Raw genomic sequence first — 23,580 nt, 5'->3', positions numbered from 1 at the left:
TGTAGTGGTCTAATCATCCCGGACACCATTTTAGGTGGTACAGTCGCCACCATGACCTGAGGTGTTCAATGACAAGATTACGTCGCTCATTTACTGCCGAATTCAAACTCGAAGCCGCATCCCTGGTGCTCGACCAGGGATATTCTGTCCCCGAAGCCAGTCGTTCACTGGATATCGGTGAAACCATACTTCGCCGCTGGGTTCGGCAACTGCAATCCGAACGCAGTGGCACTACCCCAATCAGCAAAGCACTGACTCTGGAGCAGCAAAAAATTCAGGAACTGGAAGCCCGCATCAACCGGCTCGAACGTGAGAAGGACATTCTAAAAAAGGCTACTGCTCTCTTGATGACGGACGAGTTCACACGTACGCGCTGATAGACCGATTAAGGGAGCAAGCCCCCATCACTCTGGTCTGCTGCGCCTTCGATGTTCCCACCTCCTGTTTTTACGATTATCTGGCTCGCAGGCGGACGATTAACCGTGAGCGCATGCAACAGCGCTCTGAGTTGCGCCGTTTGTTCAAAGAGAGCAGGGATTCGGCTGGCAGCCGCGCCTTGATGTCGATGATGCGAGAGTTGGGGTATCAGATTGGTCGATTCAAAGTACGTAACCTGATGAAGGAAGCCGGCCTGGCATCCAAACAGCCGGGCGCACACCGCTATAAGGTGGCACGGTCTGAACGACCGGACATTCCCAATCTGCTGGCCCGCGAATTTGATGTCCAACAACCCAATCAGGTGTGGTGTGGCGATATCACCTACGTCTGGGCAGGTGGTCGTTGGCATTACCTGGCAGCGGTGCTTGACCTGCATACCCGGCGGGTTGTGGGGTGGGCGATGTCAGATAAACCAGATGCCGAGCTGGCCATCAAAGCACTTGAGATGGCGTATCAGCAGCGGGGTTGTCCGTCAGGCGTGCTGTTTCACTCTGACCAGGGCAGCCAATATGGCAGCCGGGCATTTCGGCAACGACTGTGGCGCTATCGCATGACCCAGAGTATGAGTCGGCGTGGCAACTGCTGGGATAACGCCCCGATGGAACGGTTGTTCAGAAGCCTGAAGTCAGAGTGGCTCCCGGCAAGGGGATATATGAGCCTGCGGGAAGCAAAGCGGGATATCAGTTATTACCTGATGGATCACTACAACTGGCGACGTCCACATCAATACAATGACGGGATACCGCCAGCAAAAGCCGAGGATCGGCCTAACCAAGTGTCCGGATTTAGTTGACCACTACATATCTGGTCGGAGATAGCCCATGTTTTGTCCAAAATGCGGCGGTCAAACCCTGCAGAGCGTCAGTCAGAAAGAGTTTCGCTGTGGCTGCGGTTTTCATTTTTTCCAGAATGTGGCGACGGCGGTGATGGTGGCGCTTTGCTGGCAGGACGAGGTGCTGGTTGCGGTGCGTGCCCGTAATCCTGGCAAGGGGTTGCTGGATCTGCCGGGCGGATTTGTCGATCCCGGCGAGTCGCTGGAGGGGGCGCTGGTGCGGGAATTGCAGGAGGAGCTGGGGCTCAATGTCAGCGCCCAACCTTTTACCTATCTTGGTTCATACCCCAATATCTATCCCTACGACAATATCACCTACCACACCTGTGACACCTTCTTCGCCATCAGGCTGAGTCAAAAACCTGTCATCCAGCCGGCTGACGATGTGGCCGCCTGTCAGTGGCTGAAGATTAGCGATATCCCCTTGCCCCGCTTTGCTTTCGAGTCGACGCGCACCGCGATGGCGCGGCTGCAGCAATCCTCTTTGCAAGCCTGATTCCTGCTGATGACGATGGGGATTGGCAGCGACCATCCCTGTCTCATCCATGTCCGCTTTTGTCCCGCAGACGCCATTCGTCAGACGGTGAGTGGTATAGTCAGCAGTGGATCCGGATTCAAGGAGCATATCGTGAAGAAGATAGTTCTCATCTTGCTCGGCATCGCCGTAGCGGCCTTGCTGGCCATAGTGACGCTGATAAGCCTTATCGACCCCAATCAATTCAAGCCCCAACTGGCTGAACAGGTGCGCAAGAGCACAGGCCGGGAGCTGGTGATGGCGGGGGAGATTGACTGGCGTTTCTGGCCGAGTCTCGGCCTCTCGCTGGAGAAGGTCGCCCTGCGCAATCCGGCCGGTTTTGCCGAGCCGGATCTGGTTCGTTTCGAGCAGGGCGAGGCCTCGGTGGCCCTGTTGCCGCTGCTCTCCCATCGTCTGGAGATCGGCAAGGTGACCCTGAGTGGCGCCCATCTCTTTATCCAGACCAAGGCGGATGGCAGCTCCAATCTGAGCGGACTGATCAAAGATGCCACTGCTGATACAAGCGAACCGGTCGCTCCCGCAGCTCCTGCGCCAACCGCTGATAGCAAGCCCTGGCAGATCAGCTTGCAGGGTGTCGCGCTCTTCCAGGCCAGTGCGCTGGTACAGGATGATCGCAGCGGCACCTCGCTGCGACTGGATCGCCTCGATCTCGATATGGGGCAGCTGGCCACCGGTCAGTGGGTACCCGTGACGCTGGCCGCCAAGGGGAGTGCCGACAAGCTCGCTTTCGATGTTAAAGGGCAGGCCCAGATCAAGCTGGCGCAGGAGGTGATGGCGAGTGAACTGAAAGACTTGAGCCTCAGTGGCAGCCTGAGTGATCCGTCCCTGCGACTCGACAGTTTCTCCATCAAGGGAGACCGATTGGCCCTCGGTGAGTGGAGCAACCTCACGTTGGCGCTGAAGGGTGCCAAGGTAGAGGGGCAGCAAGCTTCACTGGCTGGCTCTCTGGAAGGAACACTTAAAGGGCGGCTCGACAAGGAGATGAAGCTTGCCGAGCTCTCCGATGTACTGCTGACCGCAGCGCTGGAAGGTGATGCGCTGCCACGCCCGCAGATGAAGCTGAAACTGGCCGGGTTTGCCCGTGCCGAGCTCGACAAGCAGCTGATCACCCTGAGCAAGCTGGTGATGAGTGCCGATGAGGCGCTGCTGAGTGGTGATGGAACCGTGCAGCTTGGAGTTGTTCCCGAAATCACCTTCGATCTCAAGGGGGAGAAGCTGGATCTCGACAAATGGCTCGCCAAATCGGCACCGACCAAACCTGCGCAGGCGAAAGAGGACAAACCGGCGGCCGGTGTTGCCAACACCGCTGCAAGTGGCAATAAAGCGATAACCGGCAAGAGCGAAGCCCTCTCCGCGGTTGAACCGGATCTGGGCGCGCTCAAAGGGGTGGATCTGGATGGTCGGCTGCAACTCGGCAGCCTGCGCCTGAAAGAGCTGGATCTCGGTGCTGTCGATCTGCAGCTGGCTCTGGCCAAGGGACTGCTGACGCTCAAACAGTTCAGCGCGACCGTGGCTGGCGGTCAGGTAAGCGCGAACGGGGTACTCGACGCGCGCCAGCAGCCCGCCACCTACAAGGTGCACAAGCAGGTGGCCGGAGTGAACATTCGTCCCTTGTTGCAGACTCTGGCCCAGAGCGATCTGCTGGAGGGCAGGGGCGATCTCGATGTGCAGGTGCAGGGGCGCGGTCTCTCTCCTCTGGCACTGCGCAACGGGATGCGGGGCAAGGTCACATTGAAACTGAGCGACGGCGCCCTGCACGGCATCAACCTGCCTGAGATGATCCGCGAGGCGCGGGCCACCCTCAGCGGCAAGGGGGCCGAGCAGGTGAAGGAGGCGCGCAAGACCGACTTCAGCGCCCTCACCGCCAGCTTCCAGATTGCCGACGGCATCGCCCGCAGCAACGACATCCAGCTCTTTGCCCCCGCCTTGCGGGTCAAGGGGGAGGGGCAGACGGCGCTGGTGCCGGAGAGCCTCGACTTCCTGTTCCTCACCTCCATTGTCGAGAGCAGCAAGGGGCAGGGAGGAAAGGATGTGGACGAGCTCAAAGAGATCACCATTCCGGTGCGGATCGGTGGCCACTGGCAAGCCCCCAGCTACCAGCTCGACGTGAAGGCGCTGCTCAGCAACAACAAGTTGCTGGAGGATAAGGCGCGCAAGGAGGCCGAACGCGGCCTCAAGAAGCTGCTGGGGGACAAGGCCGACAATGAAGCCGTCAAAGGTGTGGCTGACCAGCTGCTCAAGGGACTGTTCAAATAGGTGACGGTTCATATGGGCTGGCGGGAGCCGCGTAAATGCCGTTAGCGGTTGACCGGATGTCAGCGCCATTGAAAAATGGCGCTGACATTTTTTATGGCGCAGTGATCTGCTGTGCCTTGATCCGGAGTCATCTCGAGTTGAACCCATGCGCCTGATCCTGCTGCTCTGTTCCCTGATCTGCTATGGCATGGCTTCTCCGGTGCTGGCCGGGCCGCTGGCAGATCGTCTTGCGGGCGAGCTGGCCAGACAGACTCCAGAACAGGCGCTGCCTCTTGACGAGGTGCAGCGGCTCGACCGGCGCCTGATTGCTCCCGACTCCCTCTATCCCGCCTGGCAGCGCTACCCGTTGCGTCAGCTGCAGGCCATCTATCGCTATCAGCAGGAGTGCGGGACAGAGAATGAGTTGCCCGCCGAGTGGCTGCCGCTGCTGAGGGCGCTTTGCGGCCAAGGGGCTGTACCCTCGGCCCGCTGGTTTGCCGCTCATCCCATCTATCCGTTGGGTGGCTCCAGCGCTACCCGCTGGCTGGCTGGTCATCCGGCGGCCGAGCTCGACGATCTGCTCCATGTGCGGGAGCGGCGCGACCGGTTGGGGCTGCTTGGCGAGCTTGATGATGACAACCTCGATGCCCTGCTGCGGGGTGGGCGCTGGCTGCTGCAATCGGGTCAGCTCTGGCTGCTTGCCGATGGGCAGTGGCGCCGCTATGGCGCCGGGCAGTGGCAGCCGCTGGCCGAGCGGCTTGGTGTGACGCTGGATAGCCGGGTCGATGGCTCCTGCCAGGAGCGGGTTGGGGGGATCTGCCTCAACGAGCGCCCCACGCTGCATTGGCAGTGGCTGGCGCTGGCCAGCACGTTTGGCTTTATCCTGTTGCTGGGGTGGGCCAGTTGGCAGCGCTGGCGCCTGCTGCGGGAGCGGCGCGTCGCATTGCAGATGCTGACCCACGAGCTGCGTACCCCCATCATGGCGCTCTCCGGCATCAGCGAGGAGCTGCGCCACGATTTCGACCAGCTGCCCCCTTCCGCCCAGCAGAGCGTGGGGCAACTGCTGGGCAGTGTCGCCCGCCTGCATCAGCTGGCGCAGGCCAGTCGCCACTATCTGGCGGCAGAGACTCTCGAAGATGAGCGGGTGGCGGTCAGTCTCACCGAGTGGCTCACCCTGGCCTGCGAGCGGCATGACGCCACCTTCTGTCTTGAGCGGGAGATGACTCTGGCGCTCCCCTTCTACTGGCTCGATCTCGCCCTCGACAACCTGCTGCGCAACGCCAGCCAGCATGGCCACGCGCCGGTTCGGGTCTGTGCCAGCTGGCAGGCGGGGCGTTTGATCCTCGCGGTCAGCGATGGCGGCGAGCTGCCAAATTACCGACTCGCCACCCTGCTGCACCGCGGTGCCCGTGCCGATGGTTTGGGGCTGGGGCTTGCCATCGTGCGCCATCTGCTGCGTCGTCTTGGCGGGTGTCTCGCCCTATCCGGCCCGCCCACTACCTTTACCCTGACGCTGCCCTGCCAACTCTGGAGCGACCCCGAATCATGAAGACCATCCTGCTTGTCGAAGACGAGGCGCTGCTGGCGGAGAACCTGCAACGCTATCTGACCCGCGAGGGGTATCGCTGTCTCTGGTGCGACACCCTGACAGCGGCGGAGGTGCAGTGGCTGGCGGCGGATCTGGTGCTGCTGGATCGCTCCATGCCGGAGGGGGATACTCTCGACTGGTTGCCCCAGTGGCTGGCGCGCAAGGCGCTGCCGGTGATCGTGTTCACCGCCCGGGTGGAGGTGAGCGATCGGGTGGCTGGGCTCGATGCGGGGGCGCGCGACTACCTGACCAAGCCCTTCTCACATGACGAGCTGCTGGCGCGGATCCGGGCTCAGCTGCGTCAGCTGGGGGATGGCACTCAGGCGGTGGGTGGCTTGCAGCTCCACCCCGCCCGGATGCAGGCGAGCTGGCAGGATGCGGAGGTGAGTTTTACCCCCACCGAGTTTGCCCTGCTCACCCTGCTGGTGCGGATGGCGGGGCGGGTGCTGAGCCGGGAGGAGATCCTCAACCGGGTGTGGGGCTATCAGGCGTTTCCTTCCACCCGCACGGTTGATACCCATATCCTGCAACTGCGCCAGAAGCTGCCCGGACTGGCTATCGAGACGGTGCGCGGCATCGGCTACCGGCTGGAGGTGTCAGCGTGAAGCGTGCAATACTGGCCGCGCTGCTGTTGGCTCTAAGCTGCGGCCTTCTGAACCTGGGCCTTCTAAACGTAAGCAGCGTGATGGCAACCGAACACTTTATGGAAACCGATCGCGCCGACCCCCTGCAACCGGCTACCTTGGCGCTGTTGCAGGGGGATAGCCGGTACGCCTGGCAATCTTTGCAGCAGGCATGGCCCGCCCTCACAAGTGATGCCGAGCGCCGTAGCTGGCAGGGGATGCTGGCCGCGCTGAGTGCCCAGCACTGCGGCAAGGATTTCCCGCTCACTCTGCCTGATGGGGTGAGCGAGCTGCGCCTTGAGCTGATCCAGCGCGATGCGCCGCTGCTGCGGGACTATCGGGTGCAGTTGACCGGGGAGGGGCCCATCACCACCGCGGAACTTATCGATTCCGCTGGCCACAACCGGTTGGCAGGTGCCCAGTGGGAGGCGGAAGGGAGTAAGGGGGTCAGGGTCGTGGGGGACGATCTACCGACGCCTTTACCACCCGGGCTCTATCAACTGCGGCTGACGGTGGCGGGCAAGGAGTGGCAGGTAGCGTTGCCGCTGCCTGCGGTGCAGGATCTGGACTGGCTCTCCCGCTCGCCACAGGCGGTAGCCAATCCCCCCGCCAATCCCGCTTCCTGTACGCCGCTCTGGCTCGATCAGGCGGTGTTGGCTCGTCCGCAATACTCCCTGCTCTGGTGGCACCGCATTGCGTCCGATGAGCCGGTGACGTGGCCAGCCGCCACGCCCGACAGTTGGCGCACCCTCTCGCTGGTGCAGACCAGCCAGCGTGGCCAGCTGGTGTTGCAGCTAAGCCACAGTCAGGCGGGGCCGGTGGACTAATGGTCGTCGTGATGGTCAGTTGCACGCAATCCTGACATTGGCCTGACAATCGCAGGCGGCCGATCTGCTGAAATGGCGATTCCCGTGTGTTATCAGGAATCACAAACCATGACTTTTCTTCCCGTGCTAACGAGCCGGATCCGCCCGCTGCTGCTGTTGGCGCCGCTGTTCTCCCTGCCTGCCGAGGCGCTGATCCTTGCCAACGATCAGTGGCGCATCGAGCTGGATCCCGCCACCCTGGCGGCCGAGGCTGTGCTGCCATCGGGCAAGCACCTTCTCATCTCTTCTCCCGGCCCGCGTCAGCCGGTCACCGCTCTGCAGCAGGAGGGGGTGCGCGCCAGTTGGCTGACCCGCGCCGATGGTGAGGTGCGTGCCTTGGCTCGCCTTGAGGGCAACCGTCTGATCCTCACCCTCAGCCGTGCAACTGCTGGCGAGCTGGTGTGGCCGCGGGTACCGGCAGGGGCGCAGGCGCTGATGCTGCCGATCCACGAGGGATTTCGCATTCCGGCTACGCACACTGCGTGGCGCAAGGCGCTGGCGCAGGAGTATCAGGGGATCAACACTACGGATAATCTGACCCTGCCGGTGGTTGGGCTGGATCACGGCGATCAGCAGTTGGCGATCCTCTTTGCCAACCCTTTCAACAACCGGCTCACCTTTGCTCCGAAGAAAGATGGCATTGCCCTCACCGCGACCCATAGCGTCAATCGCCTCAATCGGGCTGACCCCTATGAGGTGGCAGTGTCGTTGCAACCGGGCAACGACTGGCTAGCGGCGGCCAAGGCCTATCGCAGCTGGTTGCAGGAGCGGGGTGAACTGGTCTCGCTCGAGAGCAAGCTGGCGGCAGTAAAGGATGGCAAGCGGCTGATCGGCGCCTCTCACCTCTATCTCTGGGGTGAGCGACTGCTGGTGCCACAGGATGTGAAGAGCTGGCCCGCGCTGCGCCGCCTGATCCCCGCCGACTGGCTCAAGGGGGAGAGCAAGCGTGCGCTGCAAGCGCCCGATCTTGAGCGCAACCGCTATCTGCAAAATCTGGTGCTGGCCGGCGTGGAGCAGGCGCTGGCGCTGCGCCATCCGGGTCAGCAACCGGCCGATTTCGCCGCCCGGCGCACGCTGGCGGCCACGCAACTGGGCGCTGCTCTCAACGAGCCACAGAGCTGGGGCGATGGCAGCTCGGCCAAGATGATCGCCGCTCTCAAGCAGGCTGGACTACCCAGACTCTGGCTGGGGTTGCCCCAGTGGACGGCGGGTTTTGCCGCGCCGCAGGGGATTGAACTTGCCAAAGAGGCGGGCTATCTCATCGCTCCCTATGACTCCTACGATACCGCGCTGCCGGAGGGGAATCGCCAGCAGAGCTGGCTCACCGCCCAGATGGGGCAGGATATTTATCTGCGCTGCGGCATCATGCAGGAGAACGGCCGGCGCAAGAGCGGCTTTCAAAACAGCGGCGTCTACACCAATCAGGCCTGCGTGCGCCCGGTGATGGAGCAGCGAGTGCCCAAATTGCAGCAGGCGAGCCACTACAACAGCTGGTTCCTCGATGTGGCGGCGACCGGCATGGTGTTTGATGACTTCGACCCGGCCAAGCCGACCAGCCAAGCACAGGATGCGCAAAACCGGATGGCCGGGATGGCGTGGATTGCCAGGAGTCAGGGGGTACTGGTGGGCTCCGAGGAGGGCGGCGCGGTAGCCAACCGCACCGCGGCCTTTGCCCACGGCCCCCAGACCAGCGGCTTTGGCTGGCAGGATCCCGATATGCGCCGCAACAAGCGATCTCCCTACTATCTGGGGGCCTGGTATCCGGAGCATCAGCCTGCGTTCTTCTTTCGCCAGAGCCACCTCAAACCTGAGTATCAGGGGCTCTACTTTGATCCGGCGCTGCGGTTGCCGCTGTTCCAGAGCGTCTTTCACGACAGCATAGTGACCACCCACCACTGGACGATGGATAGCCTCAAGTTCAAGGAGAGCCGTCAGGTCACCGAGCTGTTGCAGCAGCTCTACAACGTGCCGCCGCTGCTCAACCTCAGTCTGGATAGTGCCGGTACGCGTATTCCCTACCTCAAGGGGCTCAATGCTTTCTTCCGCCCACTGCATGAGCGGCTCTACAACCAGCCGCTCACCGGTTTTCGCTGGCTCGACAAAAAAGGAGTTGTGCAGCAGAGCGAGTTTGCCGATGGCACTCGACTGATAGCCAACTTCGGCCCGGCCACCGAGCAGGCGGGGATAAAACTGGCCGCTCAAAGCGTGTTGGCGCTGTTGCCCGATGGCAGCCTGCAGCAGTTTGTTTCGCAACCAGATGGAGCGCGTTGAAACAGGTCTCGGCTAGTTTGCCGCTTACAGAAGGGAATGGGGGCAGAGTGATTCCGCCCCCCTTTAACCAGTCTTACTCGTAGACCGAATTGGCTGTCAGTAGCTGGTCTGCAAAGGTAAAAATCTCATCTATCGAGGAAATAGGATGTCGGGTCTCTTTCTTGTCAGCGTCAAATAAACCGATATATTTCTGCTTGGCATTGAAATGCAACCGGCATAACGGCTTGCGATTATTATCGTCGAGGAGAATACCAAAATAACTTTGGGTATCTCTTGCCGCGATTCTTGTTACATCAAATCGCTGTCTCAGAATTGCTTTGACAACATTAAAGCCTTCCATCTCTTCAATCGTTGTATCGACCTTTGATTTTTCCTCACTACAGCCTTCGGCATTATTGTTATCACTTGATGGATTACTATCAAATGCCGGTTGGATAGTTGAGGAGTTGACACTGCCACCAATCGCAGATTTCAATCTTGCATTGATGCTGTCATTCAGGAATTGGCTAAGTGCCTTCTTGGTAATGTCGGTAAAGGACTGTTTGACCTTTGCCGTCAGTACACCGTCATAGATTCTGGATGCAAAAAACTTAACAAAGTCTTCTTCCGGTGAGCCAAATTGTTCGGCTAGCAATTTTTTGATCTGGCTAAGGTACTTCAGTTCGCCAGCTGCATCGACAACTGAATCAACATCGAAAGAGGTTTTGGTTAGTTTTAATACCTCAGGCACTATGTGCTCATCGATGTCTTCCAGATCGAGCGTCAAAAATGGTTTTTCGTCCATTTTGTTTGGGGCATCAAGGTCTGTGTAGAACTCATATTGTGCCCCATTGGTAAGAATGCCGATTCGAGCATTGGTAACTGAAAAATAGCGAAAGAGTTGACCAGAGTGCTTGGCCGAGAGTTTTTCACTGTATTTTTTACACTCAACCAGAATTTGCACTTGGCCATCTTTGAGAATGGCGTAGTCAACCTTTTCCCCTTTTTTGATGCCTGTATCTGCGGTGAATTCCGGAATCACCTCCGTAGGATCAAACACATCATAACCAAGTACACGATTGAGAAATGGCATGACAAATGCGTTTTTGGTTGCTTCTTCTGTGGTGATCATCGATGACTGTTGAGCAATCTTTTTGGCTAGACTCTGTAGCTGCTCTGAAAAATCCATTGTTTCCTCTCTGCGCTGGGACTGGAATTGTTGAGTTGATATTCACCTGTCATATCTGGCCAAAATCAGGTGAGGTCATAGAGACGGTTTATCTCTGCATATATTCAGCAAAGCGCCATACGATTCCAAGGCTGGTATGCCTGAAACAGGATCCAGCTCACCGCTATTGAGTGTTATATGAAGAAAATATGAGCTTGTAGCTGATATTTATATTAGAAAGGGGCGCCCAAGCGCCCCTTTCTCGTTGAACCTGCTGTGGTTTATCTCACTCCCCCAGCAGCTTTTGCCAGACGGCGAGCACATGGCTGCGCTCACTCTGCAACTGATCGTCGCTCACCTTGCGGGAGATCTCCGAGAGGTTGAGGCGATGGCCGAGGTTGCGGATCTCCAGATAGGCCTGCTTCAGCCCCTCCGCCTGCTCCAGGGTCAGCACCCCCGCCATGACGCACTCGTCGAAGATCCGCACGTTATCGGACCAGCGGGTGAGGGCATCGGGCTCGCCGCAGGCGTGGGCCAGCACCAGATACTGGGCGATAAACTCGATATCCACCATGCCGCCGGGGGACTGCTTGAGGTCGAACTCGCCAGCCCCCGCCTTGAGCAGGTGATCCCGCATCTTGTGGCGCATCTCGCGCACCTCGCGGGCCAGGGTCGGCAGATCCCGCTCCTTGGCCAGCACATCACGGCGGATACGGGCAAACTCGGCAACAATGGCGTCATCGCCATAGATGGGGCGAGCCCGCACCAGCGCCTGATGTTCCCAGGTCCATGCCTCGTTTTGCTGGTATTGCTCGTAGGCCGACAGCGACGAGACCAGCAGGCCTGAGTCGCCGGAGGGGCGCAGCCGCATATCGATCTCGTAGAGGATCCCGGACGGGGTACGGGTGCTGAACAGGTGCAGGATCCGCTGGGCGAGGCGCAGGTAGAACTGGCGGCTGTCGATGGGCTTGCGGCCATCTGTGTAGCTGTTGGGGTCACCGCCATGCAGGAACACCAGATCGAGATCCGAGCCGTAACCGAGCTCGATACCGCCCAGCTTGCCATAGGCCACCACCGCAAAGCCGCGCTGGCCGCTGGTTGCCACCTCGGGCGGCACCCCGTAACGCTCGCTCATCTGGGCCCAAGCCTGATTGACCACCTCTTCGGTGATCGCCTCCGCGAGCCAGGTGAGGTGGTCGCTCACCTTCATCAGCGGCAGGGCGCCGGCGATGTCGGCCGCCACGATGCGCAGCAACTGCACCTGTTTGAACTGGCGCAGCGCCTCCATCTGCTGCTCCACGTCCTCTTCGGGGATGCGCAGCAGGAACTGGCGCAACTGGGGCTTGTACTGATCGAGCGGGGTGGGGTGGTAGAGGTGCTGGGGATCGAGCAGCTCATCAAGCAGGATAGGGTAGCGGGCCAGCTGCTCGCTCACCAGATGGCTGGCATCGCACAGCCGCACCAGCTGGCGCAGGGCGCCCGGGTTTTCCGCCAGCAGTTGCAGATAGGCGCTGCGGGTGAAGATGCGGGTCAGCAGCTCGCATACCCGCTCGAACAGGCGGGCGGGTTGCTCGCTGGCGACCACCAGCCGCAGCAGCTCCGGCATCAGCCAGTCCAGCGCGATGCGCCCCTGCGGGCCCACCTGACGGCGCTTGTACTCCTCCTTGAAACGCAGCAGCGCGGCGCAAAGCGGGGAGGGCTCGACGACCCCTTGAGCAGTCAGCAATTTTTCCAGCTCGGCGGCATCGAGCTCGGTGCGCCAGAGATCGAGCCAAAGCTGCTCCAGATGGGCGGGTGCCTCTTTCTCTTCCCCCACCACGGCGGCGAACTCCTGATGGACGGCGGCCATCTCCTCATCGAGATGAGCCATAAAGGCGCCCCAGTCGGCAAAACCGAGGGCGGCGATCAGCCGCTGGCGATCCCGCTCTTCGGTAGGCAGGGTCTGGGTCTGCTGATCGCCGATCTCCTGCAATATGTTCTCGACCCGGCGCAGGAAGCGATAGGCATCCAGCAAGCGATCGCAATGGGCGGATTCGAGGGCGCCACATTGAGCGATGGCGGCCAGCGCTTCGGGCAGGTGGCGCACCCGCAGCGCAGGTTCACGGCCGCCGCGAATAAGCTGCAGTGCCTGGGCGATAAACTCCACTTCACGGATGCCGCCAGCCCCCAGCTTGATGTTGCCCTCCAGCCCCTTGCGACGCACCTCGGCAGCGATCATCGCCTTCATCTGGCGCAGGCCGTCGATGACGCCGAAGTCGATATAGCGGCGAAACACGAAGGGGCGCAGCATCTCGGCCAGCTCGACCGCGTGTTCGCACTGGGGGCCCAGTACCCGCGCCTTGACCATGGCGTAGCGCTCCCAGTTGCGGCCGTGGTGCTGGTAGTAATCCTCCATGGCGGCAAAGGAGATGGCCAGCGGCCCCGCCTCGCCAAAGGGGCGTAAGCGCATATCGACCCGGAACACCTGACCATCCTGAGTGGGCTGGTGGAGGGCGTTGATGATGCGTTGGCCCAGCTTGATGAAAAATTGCTGGTTGGCGAGTTCACGCCGCCCGCCAACCGTGTAGCCGTTTTCGGGGAAGGTGAAGATAAGGTCGATATCCGAGGAGAAGTTGAGCTCGCCACCGCCCAGCTTGCCCATGCCGAGGATCAGTAGCGGTTGCGGATTACCGTTGCCATCCATCGGGGTGCCCAGCTCGCTGCACTGTTTGGCGTAGAGCCAGTCGCGAGCGGAGCAGATGAGGGCATCCGCCAGTTTGGTGAGGTGGATAAAGCTCTCTTCCACCGCCGCATGGCCCAGCAGCTCGCGCCAGGCGATCACCAGCATGCGGCTGCGGCGGAACTGGCGCAGGATGCGCTTGAGCGCCTCTTCATCACTCACCTCGGCGAGCAGGGAGGTGAGGTCACTCTGGTAGGCGGGCCAGCGTTCGACCCGCTCCAGATCCCCGGAGGTGAGCAGCTCGGTCAGCAACTCCGGCTGTTTGAAGAGAGAGTCGGCGATAAAATCGGAGAGACCGAGCAGGGTCAGCAGGGTCTGGCGAACGGGCTCGGGCAGCGAGCCATAGTCGGGGGCCAGTTCGATCAGCCGCTGCCATTGGCGTTCGGCCTGTTCTTGCAGCAGGGGGGAGAGGGCGGAGAAAGAGGGAGAGTGCTGGGCCACGGTTGCCGTCCTTGTGGTTCACGACCGCGGGTTAACGACACGAGGTTAACAACGCTGCCGGTTCAAAATGGTGGCTGCCAATCTAGCACTGTCAGGCCCCCGCGTCACAGCACAGGGGCGAGAAGCATGATCCGGCAAATAAAAATGGGCTGCTGGTGGGGATATGAAGAAAGGCCCCGCAGGGCCTTTCTGTCTATTCGCTGTGGTCACGCCAGCTTGAAGGACTGGATCTGGCTGTCGAGCTCCTTGCTGTGCTGCTCGACTAGCTCGGAGGCCTCTTGCAGCTCGCGCAGCACCACGACGGAGCCTTCGGCGATCTGCTTGACCTGCTCCAGATTGCCGCGCATCTCTTCGGCGACCGAGCTCTGTTGCTCGGAGGCGGCGGCGATGTGGCGGTTCATGTCGGCGACACCCTGTACCCGCTGCACTATGGTGGCGAGCTGGGTACCGGCCTGGGTCACCTGTTCCACCCCCTTGTCGGCCTGCTGTACGCTTTGGGCCATCAGCTCGCCAGCCTGATGGGCATTGCCCTGCAGCTGTTCGATCATCTTCTGGATCTCGACGGTGGCGGCCTGAGCCCGGTTGGCCAACTCGCGCACTTCGGAGGCCACCACGGCAAAGCCACGACCCGCTTCACCGGCGCGAGCCGCTTCGATTGCCGCGTTAAGTGCCAGCAGGTTGGTCTGCTCCGAGATGCCGCGAATGGTGTCGACTACCGAGCCAATGCGCTCGACCCCCTGCTCCACCTCGTTGACCACGGTGGCGGAGCGTTGGATGTTGCCGGAGAGGGTGTCGATGGTGCTGACGGTATCGGCGACGCAGCGGCTCCCCTCTTCCGCCAGCTGGCTGGTTTCGGCGGTGGCGTGAGAGGCCTGATCCGCATGGGCGGCCACTTCGCGAATGGCGCCGACCATCTGGCTCATGGCGCTGGCCAGCTGTTCGATCTGGGTGAACTCTTCGTTGATCGCTTCGTTGGCCTCTTCCATGCAAAGGGTCACCTGGGAGGCGATGTCGTTGAGCTCCTTGCAGGCGGCACGCTGGTTGCCAAACACCTCTTTGAGGTTCTCTTGCGAGTGGGAGACCGCCTTGGCGATGTCACCGAATTCGTCACGAGACTTGAGCAGTACCTTGTGGCTGAGGTCCCGCTTGGCGAAGCGCTCCAGCAGGCCCACCAGATAGTGCACTTGCTTGACCATCAGGCGGGAGCCGGTGAGCAGCAGGATCACGAACAGCAGCCCCATGATGGCGGTCTCCATCAGACCGGTCCAGAGCAGGCGATTGGAGATCGCATCCGCCTTGGCGGGATCGAGCCCTTCGCTGAGCAGGGTCGCTTCCAGATTGTTGGCGTCAAACCAGAGTTTTGTCAGTAGCAGGAGGGTACTGAACACCATCAGCAGCACCACTTTGGGTACCAACCGGATGTTGCTCATTCTTTTCTCCAGCAGGTTCAGCTGCATTGTCATTCTCCTTTTAAAAGCCGTTTTTTCCTTTGCCCTCAGGACTATCGGCATTATCTTCTCTTTTATTAATTTGCACTGTGCTTAAAGTTGGAAAATGTATGCGACATCACTTAACTCATCTGCGGGCGATGGATCTGCTGATGGCATTTCTGTCGATTATCTCGGTTGTGCTGGTGACGGCCCGCTGGTGGGGCCATGAGAGCCTGACACCACAGACCCTGCAGCTCTTCTATGACCTCGACAGTCTGATCTGCTACTTCTTCCTCGCGCACTTTGCTTATGGCTGGATCCGGGCCTCCGATCGCAAGGCCTATTTCAAGGCCAACTGGATCTATCTGCCGGGTAGCCTGCCGATGGCGGAGCAGTTGCGCTGGGCGCGGTTGATCCAGCTGTGGCGGGTCTATCAGCTGTTCAAGGAGCACCCGGATCTCTGGGCCATGTTCCGTCGCGAGCGCAACGAGACCACCCTCTCCGGTATCCTGTTTCTGTTCTTTCTGCTGCTGGGGGTGGGCTCCGGCGTCATGTACTGGATTGAGTCAGGCCAGCCCGGCAGCCAGATTGAGACACCCTATGACGCGTTCTGGTGGACGCTGGTGACCCTATCGACAGTGGGTTACGGGGATCTGGTGCCCAAGACCGAGGAGGGGCGGTTTGTCGCCAGCCTGCTGATCCTGTTCGGGGTCGGTCTGTTCGGTGCCATCAGCGGTTTTATGGCCAGCCTGTTTTTGCAGCCCAACAAGGGGGATGGCGAGACCGACAAGTGGCGTCATCACTACAACAACCAGCAAGAGGAGCTGCTGCGGGAGATACGCGCCCTGCGCAGCGAAGTGCAGGAGCTGAAAAACAAGTGAGGCCGCGGACGGGCAAGTTGCGAGGTGACTCGCAACTCTGCGCTCTTTAATCCGGGGGAGGTGCTTTTTCTTTGCTTGTCCTTTAACCTGCTGGCGGCTTAACATTCAACCTCTTGTCCAAACCTGAAAAAGAGAATCGATCGACCATGCGCGCCCTTCTCGGGATTTTGATCTGCTTGTGTGCCCAACAGGCACTGGCCGATACCCGTTATGTTTCAGACAACATCTTTACCTATATCCACAATGGCCCGGGTACCCAGTACCGGATCCTTGGCAGCGTCAAGGCTGGTGAACCGCTGGAGGTAAAGGCGGTGAACAGCGAGGCCGGTTTCACCCAGGTGGTGGACGGTCGTGGCCGCGAGGGGTGGATCAAAAACAGCGAACTGCAGAGCCAGATCAGCCTGCGCGAGCGTCTGCCCCAGGTGGAAAAAGAGCGCGATGAGCTTAAAGATCGCCTGCAGAACCTCAACGGTGACAACGAGAAACGCTTCACCGAGAAGGATGGCCAGATCGCTGCCCAGAGCAAGGAGATCGCTGCTCTCAAGGCTCAGCTGGTCAGTCAGGGTGAGGAGATGAGCAATCTCAAAGAGCAGAATGATGCCCTGACCCAGAGCTACGACAACCAGGAGCACGACATGCAGATGGACTGGTTTATCCGTGGTGGTGCCATGGTGGGTGCCGGTATCCTGCTTGGTATCCTGCTGCCCATGCTGCCCCGTCGTCGCAGCCGTGGCGATCGCTGGATGAACTGACAGCCTCTGGCTGAATGAATTGTTGAGAAGGGTCGCCGTGGCGGCCCTTCTTTTTTTTGGGGCGCATTGGGGACATCCGGTATTGGGCGGAATGCGTGGTTGCTTTGCGACAGGGCGGGCGGTGGCAGATCGTATACAAAATGAAGTCAGATGACCCTCGCGCTTGCTGGCGTATTGGCTTCAAAAGGGAATTCATGGGGGGAATGAGCGATCTTTGTTAAAGAGTGGCAACAAATTCATTTCATATAGGGTGCAACATTGTATACATTATCGGCGTTTCGGCGGCGCGTCCGCCTTTGTCGATATCAGCCCTAGGGCGTACAGGAAGACCCCATATGTTCAAAGCTACTCAAGTGCTTGCCGCTGACTATATCCCCTCCGATCTGGCCGCCCTGCGCGAAGCCATCACCCAAAACTACGTGGTGGATGAAAATGCCTATCTGGCCGAACTGTCGGCCATGCTGCCGGGGGATGGCGCCTCGCTGGAGCAGGTGACCCAGCGTGCCCGTACTCTGGTGACCAAGGTGCGCAAGGAGAGCGGCTCCGGTGACGGTATCGACGCCTTCCTGCAGGAGTACAGTCTCGATACCCAGGAGGGGATCATCCTGATGTGTCTGGCCGAGGCGCTGCTGCGCATTCCCGATGCCGAGACCGCCGATGCCCTGATCAAGGACAAACTCTCCGGCGCCAACTGGTCCTCCCATTTCCGCAAGAGCGACTCTACTCTGGTCAACGCCTCCACCTGGGGGCTGATGCTGACCGGCAAGATCATCAAGCTCGACAAGAAGCTCGACGGCAACCCGGCCAACCTGCTGGGGCGCATGGTCAACAAGCTGGGGGAGCCGGTGGTGCGCTCCGCCATGTATGCCGCCATGAAGATCATGGGCAAGCAGTTCGTGCTGGGGCGCGACATGAAAGAGGCGCTCAAGGCGAGCCGCAAATCTCGCGAGCTGGGTTACACCCACACCTACGACATGCTGGGTGAATCGGCGCTGACCATGCAGGATGCCGACAAGTATCTGACTGATTACCGCAACGCCATCGAGGCGGTGGGCAACGAACGCATTAGCGACGGCGGCCCAGCCCCCTCCATCTCCATCAAGCTCTCGGCGCTCCATCCGCGCTATGACGTGGCCAACCGTGAGCGGGTACTTGGCGAGATGTGCGAGCGGCTAGTGGGGTTGGTGCGGCTGGCCCGCGACAAGGATGTGGCCATCAGCATCGATGCCGAAGAGATGGACCGCCTCGAGCTGTCGCTGGACCTGTTCGAACAGCTCTACCGCTCCGATGCCAACCGCGGTTGGGGCAAGCTCGGCATGGTGGTGCAGGCCTACTCCAAGCGCGCCCTGCCGGTACTCTGCTGGCTCACCGCTCTGGCCCGCGAGCAGGGTGACCTCATTCCGGTTCGCTTGGTAAAAGGCGCCTACTGGGACAGCGAACTGAAATATGCCCAGCAGGCGGGCCTGCCCGGCTACCCGCTCTTTACCCGCAAGGCGGGCACCGATATCTCCTACCTCGCCTGCGCCCGCTATCTGCTGAGCGAGCCGACCCGCGGCTTTATCGCTCCCCAGTTTGCCACCCACAACGCCAATACCGTGGTCAGCATTCTGGAGATGGCCGGTGATCGCCAGTTTGAATTCCAGCGCCTGCATGGCATGGGCGAGGAGCTGCACAACGCCGTGCTGAGCGACAATCCCGGTCTGCACTGCCGCATCTACGCGCCGGTAGGCGCCCACAAGGACTTGCTGCCCTATCTGGTGCGCCGCCTGCTGGAGAACGGGGCCAACACCTCCTTCGTTCACAAGCTGGTGGATCCCAATACACCGGTGGACTCGCTGGCCGAGCACCCGTTGCGCACCCTCAAGCGCTACTCCGGCTTTGCCAACGACCGCATTCCGCAGCCGGTGAACCTGTTCAGCGACCGCAAGAACTCCAGCGGCGTCAACATGAACATCCTCTCCATCCAGCGCCCCTTCTTCGCCCGCTTGAAAGAGCTGGAGAGCAAGCAGTGGCTGGCAGGCCCCATCGTCGATGGCGAGACCCTCAAGCGCAGCGAGGCACGTACCGTGCTGAGCCCGCAGGATGTGAGCCTCACCGTCGGCAAGATCCACTGGGCCGACGAGCAGGCGGTGGAGCAGGCCTTGGCATCTGCCCACGCTGCCTTCCCGCGCTGGCGTGAAACCCCGGTGAGCGAGCGTGCTGCCGCACTGGAGAAGCTGGCGGATCTGCTGGAAGCGAACCGCGAGCAGTTTGTCTCCCTCTGTACCCGCGAGGCGGGCAAGCTGCTGCAAGATGGCATCGACGAGGTGCGTGAAGCGGTCGATTTCTGCCGCTACTACGCGGTGCAGGCCCGCAGCCTGATGGGGCAGGCGACCCTGCTGCCCGGTTACACCGGCGAGCAGAACGAGCTGTTCCTGCAGGGACGCGGGGTGTTTGTCTGCATCAGCCCGTGGAACTTCCCGCTGGCGATCTTCCTCGGCCAAATTGCTGCTGCGCTGGCCACCGGCAACACCGTTATCGCCAAACCGGCGGAGCAGACCGGCCTTATCGCCCATCTGGCGGTGACTCTGGCCCATCAGGCCGGTATTCCGGGCGACGTGCTGCAATTGTTGCCCGGTGACGGTGCGACTGTTGGCGCCAAGCTGACAGCGGATCCGCGCATCGGCGGTGTCTGCTTCACCGGCTCCACCGAGACCGCCAAGCTGATCAACATGACCCTGGCCCAGCGCGATGGCGCCATCCTGCCGCTCATCGCCGAAACTGGCGGTCAGAACGCCATGATCGTCGACTCCACCGCCCTGCCGGAGCAGGTGGTGCGCGACGTGGTGAGCGCCGCCTTCCAGAGCGCCGGTCAGCGCTGCTCGGCCCTGCGGGTGCTCTACCTGCAGGAGGAGATCGCAGAGCGGGTGCTGGAGATCCTCACCGGCGCCATGCAGGAGCTGAAAGTGGGCAACCCGGCCGAGCACAACACCGACGTAGGCCCGGTGATCGATGCCGATGCCAAATCCGGTCTCGATGCCCACCTCGCCTACATGATCCCGCGTGCTCGCCTGATCGCGCAGGCGCCGATGCCCGCCGCGACCATGGAAGGGCACTTTGTTCAGCCGACCGCGTTGGAGATCGGCTCCATCCGCGAGCTGGTGAAGGAGCAGTTCGGCCCCATCCTGCACGTGGTGCGCTACGCCACCCGGGATCTGGACAAGGTGATCAGCGACATCAACGGCACCGGCTACGGCCTGACGCTCGGGATCCACAGCCGCAACGAATCCCACGCCGAAGAGCTGGCGAGCCGCATCAATGTGGGCAACGTCTACATCAACCGCAACCAGATCGGCGCCATGGTCGGGGTGCAGCCGTTCGGCGGCCAGGGGCTCTCCGGCACCGGTCCCAAGGCGGGTGGCCCTCACTATCTGAGCCGCTTCGTCACCGAGAAGACTCGCACCATCAACACCACGGCGGTGGGTGGCAACGCCTCCCTGCTGGCGATGGGCGATGCCTGATCCGCGTCGATAGAGACCGGATACGGGATGCCGGATAACAACGGGCCGCCTTCGGGCGGCCTCTTTATTTGCACCATCCGTTTTTTACGAATGGGACAATCGGCCACGGCGGGGTCGTCAGCGACCCGTGCTGGTCGTAAGATGGGAGCCATTCGTGCGGCGTTTGCCCCTTGGTCGGCCAGCCGTGGTCAGGGTTTTGTTTTAACGAGAGTGTTTATCTGATGTCATTAACCGAACAAGCCCGCTGGTTCGTGCTGGGGGGCGATCATCTGGTACTGCTCGATCAGCAAGGTCAGGTGCCACAGGGCAGTAAAGCGTGCCTGCCCGCAGCGCTGGCCGGTGCCCGTTTCGAGCGTTTCGACGAGTGGCAGGGGCTACCCTGCTATCTGCTCGATCTGGGGGCTGAGGCCGACACGAGCGCTATGAGCCCTCTGCGCCAGCTGATGGTGGCGGGAGACGAAGAGGGCTTTCGCCTTGCTGGCCGCGCCTGGCAGCTCGCCACCTTCCGCCGCACCCATCGCTTCTGCGGCGAGTGCGGCGCCCCCATGACCCCGAAGGCGGGGGAGTGGGCGCAGGTGTGCCACCACGGCCACACGGCCTATCCGCGCATTTCACCCTGCATTATCGTGGCGGTGCGCAAGGGGCCGGAGATCCTGCTGGCGGCCCATCGCCGTCACTATCAGGCGGACGATCCCATGTATACCGTGCTGGCCGGCTTTGTTGAGGCGGGAGAGAACCTTGAGCAGTGCGTGGCGCGGGAGGTGTTCGAGGAGAGCGGCATCCGGGTGCGCAATGTGCGCTATGTGGCGAGCCAGCCCTGGCCCTTCCCCCACAGCCTGATGATGGGCTTTACCGCCGACTACGAGAGCGGCGAAATCCGGGTGCAGGATGACGAACTGGTCGCTGCCGATTTCTTTACCGCCGACCGCTTGCCGCGTTTGCCGCCCCACGGCACCATCGCCCGGCGGCTGATCGAGCGTTCGCTGGCGGGCGAGGGGTAACGAGGCGCTTATCTTTTCGCCAATCTTTTTGCACTTCTTGTTACAAGCGGGGCGGTCAGGTTTGCGCCCCTTCACATCTTTTCAACCGCGCGTCCATTTGCCACGTTTTGGGCAGTCCGATCCGGTGGGCAAAGTGGTATTATGGCCGCCATTTTATGCGTGATACGAACTCAGGAACTGGGATGAAAGAGCTGAAGAACGATCGATACCTGCGCGCTTTGCTGCGTCAGGATGTGGACATGACCCCGGTATGGATGATGCGCCAGGCTGGCCGTTATCTGCCGGAATACAAGGCGACTCGCGCCCAGGCGGGGGATTTCATGTCCCTGTGCCGCAATGCCGAGCTGGCCTGTGAAGTCACCCTGCAGCCGCTGCGCCGCTACCCGCTCGATGCCGCCATCCTCTTCTCCGACATCCTGACCGTGCCCGATGCCATGGGGCTCGGTCTCTACTTCGAGCAGGGTGAAGGCCCGCGCTTCGAGCGTCCGATCACCTCCATGGCCGACGTGCAGGCGTTGCCGATCCCGGATCCGGAAGATGAGCTGGGCTACGTGATGAACGCGGTGCGCACCATCCGCCGTGAGCTCAAGGGCGAAGTGCCGCTCATCGGCTTCTCCGGCAGCCCCTGGACCCTGGCCACCTACATGGTGGAGGGGGGCAGCTCCAAGGCATTCACCAAGATCAAGCAGATGATGTATGCAGAGCCGCAAACCCTGCACCTGCTGCTCGACAAGCTGGCCGACAGCGTGATTGCCTACCTCAACGCCCAGATCAAGGCGGGTGCGCAGGCGGTCATGGTGTTCGACACCTGGGGCGGCGTGCTCACCCCGCGCGATTACCGCGACTTCTCCCTGCAGTACATGCACAAGATTGTCGATGGCCTGATCCGCGAGTACGACGGTCGCCGCGTGCCGGTCACCCTGTTTACCAAGAACGGTGGTCAGTGGCTGGAGCAGATCGCCGCCACCGGTTGCGATGCGCTGGGTCTGGACTGGACCACCGACATCGCCGATGCCAAGCGTCGGGTCGGCGACAAGGTGGCGCTGCAGGGCAACATGGATCCCTCCATGCTCTACGCCACTCCGGCTCGCATCCGCGAAGAGGTCGCCTCCATCCTGGCCGGTTTCGGTCACGGCAATGGTCACGTATTCAACCTCGGCCACGGCATCCATCAGGATGTCAACCCGGAGCACGCTGGCTTGTTCGTCAACGCTGTACACGAGCTCTCCGCCCAGTACCACGGTCGCTAAGGCTGGGGCGAGAGAAGAAGAGTGTGTTTGATATCCGGGGCCGCAAGGCCCCGTTTTACATTAAAAAATGGCGCTGCGACACGAGAGCGTGGCGCCAGTGCAGGAGGCAAGATGAGCAGCAAGTCACTGGATTGGGGTATCGATCTTGGCGGTACCAAGTGTGAATGCGTGGTGCTGGATGGCGACGAGGTGCTGCTGCGCCATCGCATTCCCACCGAGCGTGCCGGCGGTTATGACCATATGATCGGCCAGATCGCCAAGCTGGTGAATGAGTGTGCCGAGAAGATTGGCCAGCGCCCGACCGTCATCGGCATGGGTACGCCGGGGGCGCGGGATCCGCAGACCGGCCTGATGAAGAACTGCAACACCACCGAGCTCAACGGCAAGCCGTTCAAGGAGGATCTGGAGCGCAAGCTGGGCGTGCCGGTGCTGATCGCCAACGATGCCAACTGCTTCGCGCTGGCAGAAACCCATCTGGGGGCGGTGCGCCAGCACCATCCCGATGCGAAAGTGGTGTTCGGCATCATCATGGGCACCGGGGTCGGCTCCGGCATCGTCATCAACGGCCAGATCCTCAATGGCCACCACGGCATCGCCGGTGAGTGGGGCCACAATGTGCTCTCCCCCGATGGCCCCGAGTGCTACTGCGGCAAGCGTGGCTGCGTCGAGACCCTGATCAGCGGCCCGGCGCTGGAGGCCTGGTACGAGGCCAAGGCCAAGCGCCGCCTCTCGCTCGCCCAAATCGCGGCCGCCACGGCTCACGATCATGTGGCCAAGCTCACCATCGACCGGCTGCATCTGCTGTTTGGTCAGGCGCTGGCCAATGTGGTCAATATTCTCGACCCGGATGTGATCGTCATCGGCGGCGGGGTGGGCAATGTGCAGAGCCTTTACAGCGCCGGACGGCAGACAATTTTGCCCTTCCTCTTTAATCCCCGCTTCGCAACCCCCATTATTGCTCCTGCCCTTGGTGACAGTGCTGGGGTATTCGGGGCCGCACTGCTGGCCCGCGGTGAATTCAAGGAGGCCCTGCTGTCGTAGCCGGGGCTCCCGGGCGGCCGGTGCGCCGCC

At 61.2% G+C, this 23,580-nt stretch carries 16 protein-coding genes; 13 read left to right on the top strand and 3 right to left on the bottom strand.

Features of this window, described 5'->3' with window-relative positions:
- Window positions 1-68: 68 nt before the first annotated feature.
- The 7 genes from AB5Z05_RS14815 to AB5Z05_RS14785 all read left to right on the top strand — a co-directional run bounded on the left by AB5Z05_RS14815 (window position 69) and on the right by AB5Z05_RS14785 (window position 9,388).
- Window positions 69-1,231, top strand: a protein-coding gene (locus AB5Z05_RS14815; protein ID WP_368150226.1) for an IS3 family transposase whose coding sequence is annotated in 2 segments (ribosomal slippage) — window positions 69-324 and window positions 324-1,231 — 1,164 coding nt in all. Because the reading frame shifts where the segments join, the coding sequence is not laid out codon by codon here.
- 28 nt (window positions 1,232-1,259) lie between these two features.
- Window positions 1,260-1,766, top strand: coding sequence for an NUDIX domain-containing protein (locus AB5Z05_RS14810; RefSeq protein ID WP_368152067.1), 507 nt, complete (start codon window positions 1,260-1,262; stop codon window positions 1,764-1,766).
- Between the two features lie 132 nt (window positions 1,767-1,898).
- Complete coding sequence (locus tag AB5Z05_RS14805) at window positions 1,899-4,061, top strand: AsmA family protein (RefSeq protein ID WP_368152066.1); 2,163 nt, start codon at window positions 1,899-1,901, stop codon at window positions 4,059-4,061.
- Window positions 4,062-4,206: 145 nt separating this feature from the next.
- Entirely contained in the window at window positions 4,207-5,589 is a 1,383-nt protein-coding gene (locus AB5Z05_RS14800; protein ID WP_368152065.1) for a DUF3404 domain-containing protein, read from the top strand.
- Window positions 5,586-6,233 (top strand): response regulator transcription factor, encoded by a 648-nt coding sequence (locus AB5Z05_RS14795; RefSeq protein ID WP_368152064.1) that lies wholly within the window; start codon window positions 5,586-5,588, stop codon window positions 6,231-6,233. The genes AB5Z05_RS14800 and AB5Z05_RS14795 overlap by 4 nt, the downstream gene beginning before the upstream one ends.
- An 80-nt stretch (window positions 6,234-6,313) precedes the next feature.
- Window positions 6,314-7,078, top strand: coding sequence for a DUF2861 family protein (locus AB5Z05_RS14790; protein WP_368152063.1), 765 nt, complete (start codon window positions 6,314-6,316; stop codon window positions 7,076-7,078).
- 108 nt (window positions 7,079-7,186) lie between these two features.
- Entirely contained in the window at window positions 7,187-9,388 is a 2,202-nt protein-coding gene (locus tag AB5Z05_RS14785; protein ID WP_368152062.1) for a glycoside hydrolase, read from the top strand.
- A gap of 73 nt (window positions 9,389-9,461) precedes the next feature.
- Here AB5Z05_RS14785 and AB5Z05_RS14780 read toward each other — a convergent pair whose 3' ends face one another.
- The 3 genes from AB5Z05_RS14780 to AB5Z05_RS14770 all read right to left on the bottom strand — a co-directional run bounded on the left by AB5Z05_RS14780 (window position 9,462) and on the right by AB5Z05_RS14770 (window position 15,152).
- Entirely contained in the window at window positions 9,462-10,556 is a 1,095-nt protein-coding gene (locus AB5Z05_RS14780) for a type I restriction endonuclease (RefSeq protein WP_368152061.1), read from the bottom strand.
- 265 nt (window positions 10,557-10,821) lie between these two features.
- On the bottom strand, window positions 10,822-13,695 hold the full coding sequence (gene glnE / locus AB5Z05_RS14775) for a bifunctional [glutamate--ammonia ligase]-adenylyl-L-tyrosine phosphorylase/[glutamate--ammonia-ligase] adenylyltransferase (RefSeq protein ID WP_368152060.1): 2,874 nt from the start codon (window positions 13,693-13,695) through the stop codon (window positions 10,822-10,824).
- A 206-nt stretch (window positions 13,696-13,901) separates the two neighbouring features.
- Window positions 13,902-15,152 carry a methyl-accepting chemotaxis protein gene (locus tag AB5Z05_RS14770; RefSeq protein ID WP_005362726.1) on the bottom strand — a complete coding sequence of 417 codons (1,251 nt, stop codon included), beginning with the start codon at window positions 15,150-15,152 and terminating at the stop codon, window positions 13,902-13,904.
- A 101-nt stretch (window positions 15,153-15,253) separates the two neighbouring features.
- Here AB5Z05_RS14770 and AB5Z05_RS14765 point away from each other — a divergent pair, with 101 nt between their 5' ends.
- The 6 genes from AB5Z05_RS14765 to AB5Z05_RS14740 all read left to right on the top strand — a co-directional run bounded on the left by AB5Z05_RS14765 (window position 15,254) and on the right by AB5Z05_RS14740 (window position 23,550).
- Window positions 15,254-16,006: a potassium channel family protein gene (locus tag AB5Z05_RS14765; RefSeq protein ID WP_005354446.1), complete on the top strand. Its 753-nt coding sequence runs from the start codon at window positions 15,254-15,256 to the stop codon at window positions 16,004-16,006.
- A 146-nt stretch (window positions 16,007-16,152) separates the two neighbouring features.
- A complete protein-coding gene (locus AB5Z05_RS14760; protein ID WP_005335443.1) occupies window positions 16,153-16,758 on the top strand; it encodes a TIGR04211 family SH3 domain-containing protein in 606 nt (201 codons plus the stop codon).
- Between the two features lie 335 nt (window positions 16,759-17,093).
- Complete coding sequence (gene putA, locus AB5Z05_RS14755) at window positions 17,094-20,258, top strand: bifunctional proline dehydrogenase/L-glutamate gamma-semialdehyde dehydrogenase PutA (protein ID WP_368152059.1); 3,165 nt, start codon at window positions 17,094-17,096, stop codon at window positions 20,256-20,258.
- Window positions 20,259-20,479: 221 nt separating this feature from the next.
- Window positions 20,480-21,259: an NAD(+) diphosphatase gene (gene nudC, locus AB5Z05_RS14750; RefSeq protein ID WP_368152058.1), complete on the top strand. Its 780-nt coding sequence runs from the start codon at window positions 20,480-20,482 to the stop codon at window positions 21,257-21,259.
- Between the two features lie 182 nt (window positions 21,260-21,441).
- The gene (gene hemE / locus AB5Z05_RS14745; RefSeq protein WP_368152057.1) at window positions 21,442-22,509 is read left to right on the top strand and encodes a uroporphyrinogen decarboxylase; all 1,068 of its coding nucleotides are present in this window, start codon (window positions 21,442-21,444) and stop codon (window positions 22,507-22,509) included.
- Between the two features lie 111 nt (window positions 22,510-22,620).
- Window positions 22,621-23,550, top strand: a complete 930-nt coding sequence (locus tag AB5Z05_RS14740; RefSeq protein ID WP_368152056.1) for an ROK family protein — start codon at window positions 22,621-22,623, stop codon at window positions 23,548-23,550.
- Window positions 23,551-23,580 lie beyond the last annotated feature (30 nt).

This window comes from Aeromonas sp. R2-4, assembly GCF_040908365.1.
Lineage (GTDB): Bacteria > Pseudomonadota > Gammaproteobacteria > Enterobacterales > Aeromonadaceae > Aeromonas > Aeromonas veronii.
Note: the sequence above shows the minus strand (reverse complement) of the source record. Positions and strands in the feature narration are given on the sequence as shown.

Bases quoted from the DNA above. Each gene is read 5' to 3' on its own strand.
- AB5Z05_RS14810 (WP_368152067.1), top strand. From the start codon at position 1,260: ATGTTTTGTCCAAAATGCGGCGGTCAAACCCTGCAGAGCGTCAGTCAG.
- AB5Z05_RS14800 (WP_368152065.1), top strand. From the start codon at position 4,207: ATGCGCCTGATCCTGCTGCTCTGTTCCCTGATCTGCTATGGCATGGCT.
- AB5Z05_RS14795 (WP_368152064.1), top strand. From the start codon at position 5,586: ATGAAGACCATCCTGCTTGTCGAAGACGAGGCGCTGCTGGCGGAGAAC.
- AB5Z05_RS14790 (WP_368152063.1), top strand. From the start codon at position 6,314: ATGGCAACCGAACACTTTATGGAAACCGATCGCGCCGACCCCCTGCAA.
- AB5Z05_RS14785 (WP_368152062.1), top strand. From the start codon at position 7,187: ATGACTTTTCTTCCCGTGCTAACGAGCCGGATCCGCCCGCTGCTGCTG.
- AB5Z05_RS14780 (WP_368152061.1), bottom strand. From the start codon at position 10,556: ATGGATTTTTCAGAGCAGCTACAGAGTCTAGCCAAAAAGATTGCTCAA.
- AB5Z05_RS14770 (WP_005362726.1), bottom strand. From the start codon at position 15,152: ATGCAGCTGAACCTGCTGGAGAAAAGAATGAGCAACATCCGGTTGGTA.
- AB5Z05_RS14765 (WP_005354446.1), top strand. From the start codon at position 15,254: ATGCGACATCACTTAACTCATCTGCGGGCGATGGATCTGCTGATGGCA.
- AB5Z05_RS14760 (WP_005335443.1), top strand. From the start codon at position 16,153: ATGCGCGCCCTTCTCGGGATTTTGATCTGCTTGTGTGCCCAACAGGCA.
- putA (WP_368152059.1), top strand. From the start codon at position 17,094: ATGTTCAAAGCTACTCAAGTGCTTGCCGCTGACTATATCCCCTCCGAT.
- nudC (WP_368152058.1), top strand. From the start codon at position 20,480: ATGTCATTAACCGAACAAGCCCGCTGGTTCGTGCTGGGGGGCGATCAT.
- hemE (WP_368152057.1), top strand. From the start codon at position 21,442: ATGAAAGAGCTGAAGAACGATCGATACCTGCGCGCTTTGCTGCGTCAG.
- AB5Z05_RS14740 (WP_368152056.1), top strand. From the start codon at position 22,621: ATGAGCAGCAAGTCACTGGATTGGGGTATCGATCTTGGCGGTACCAAG.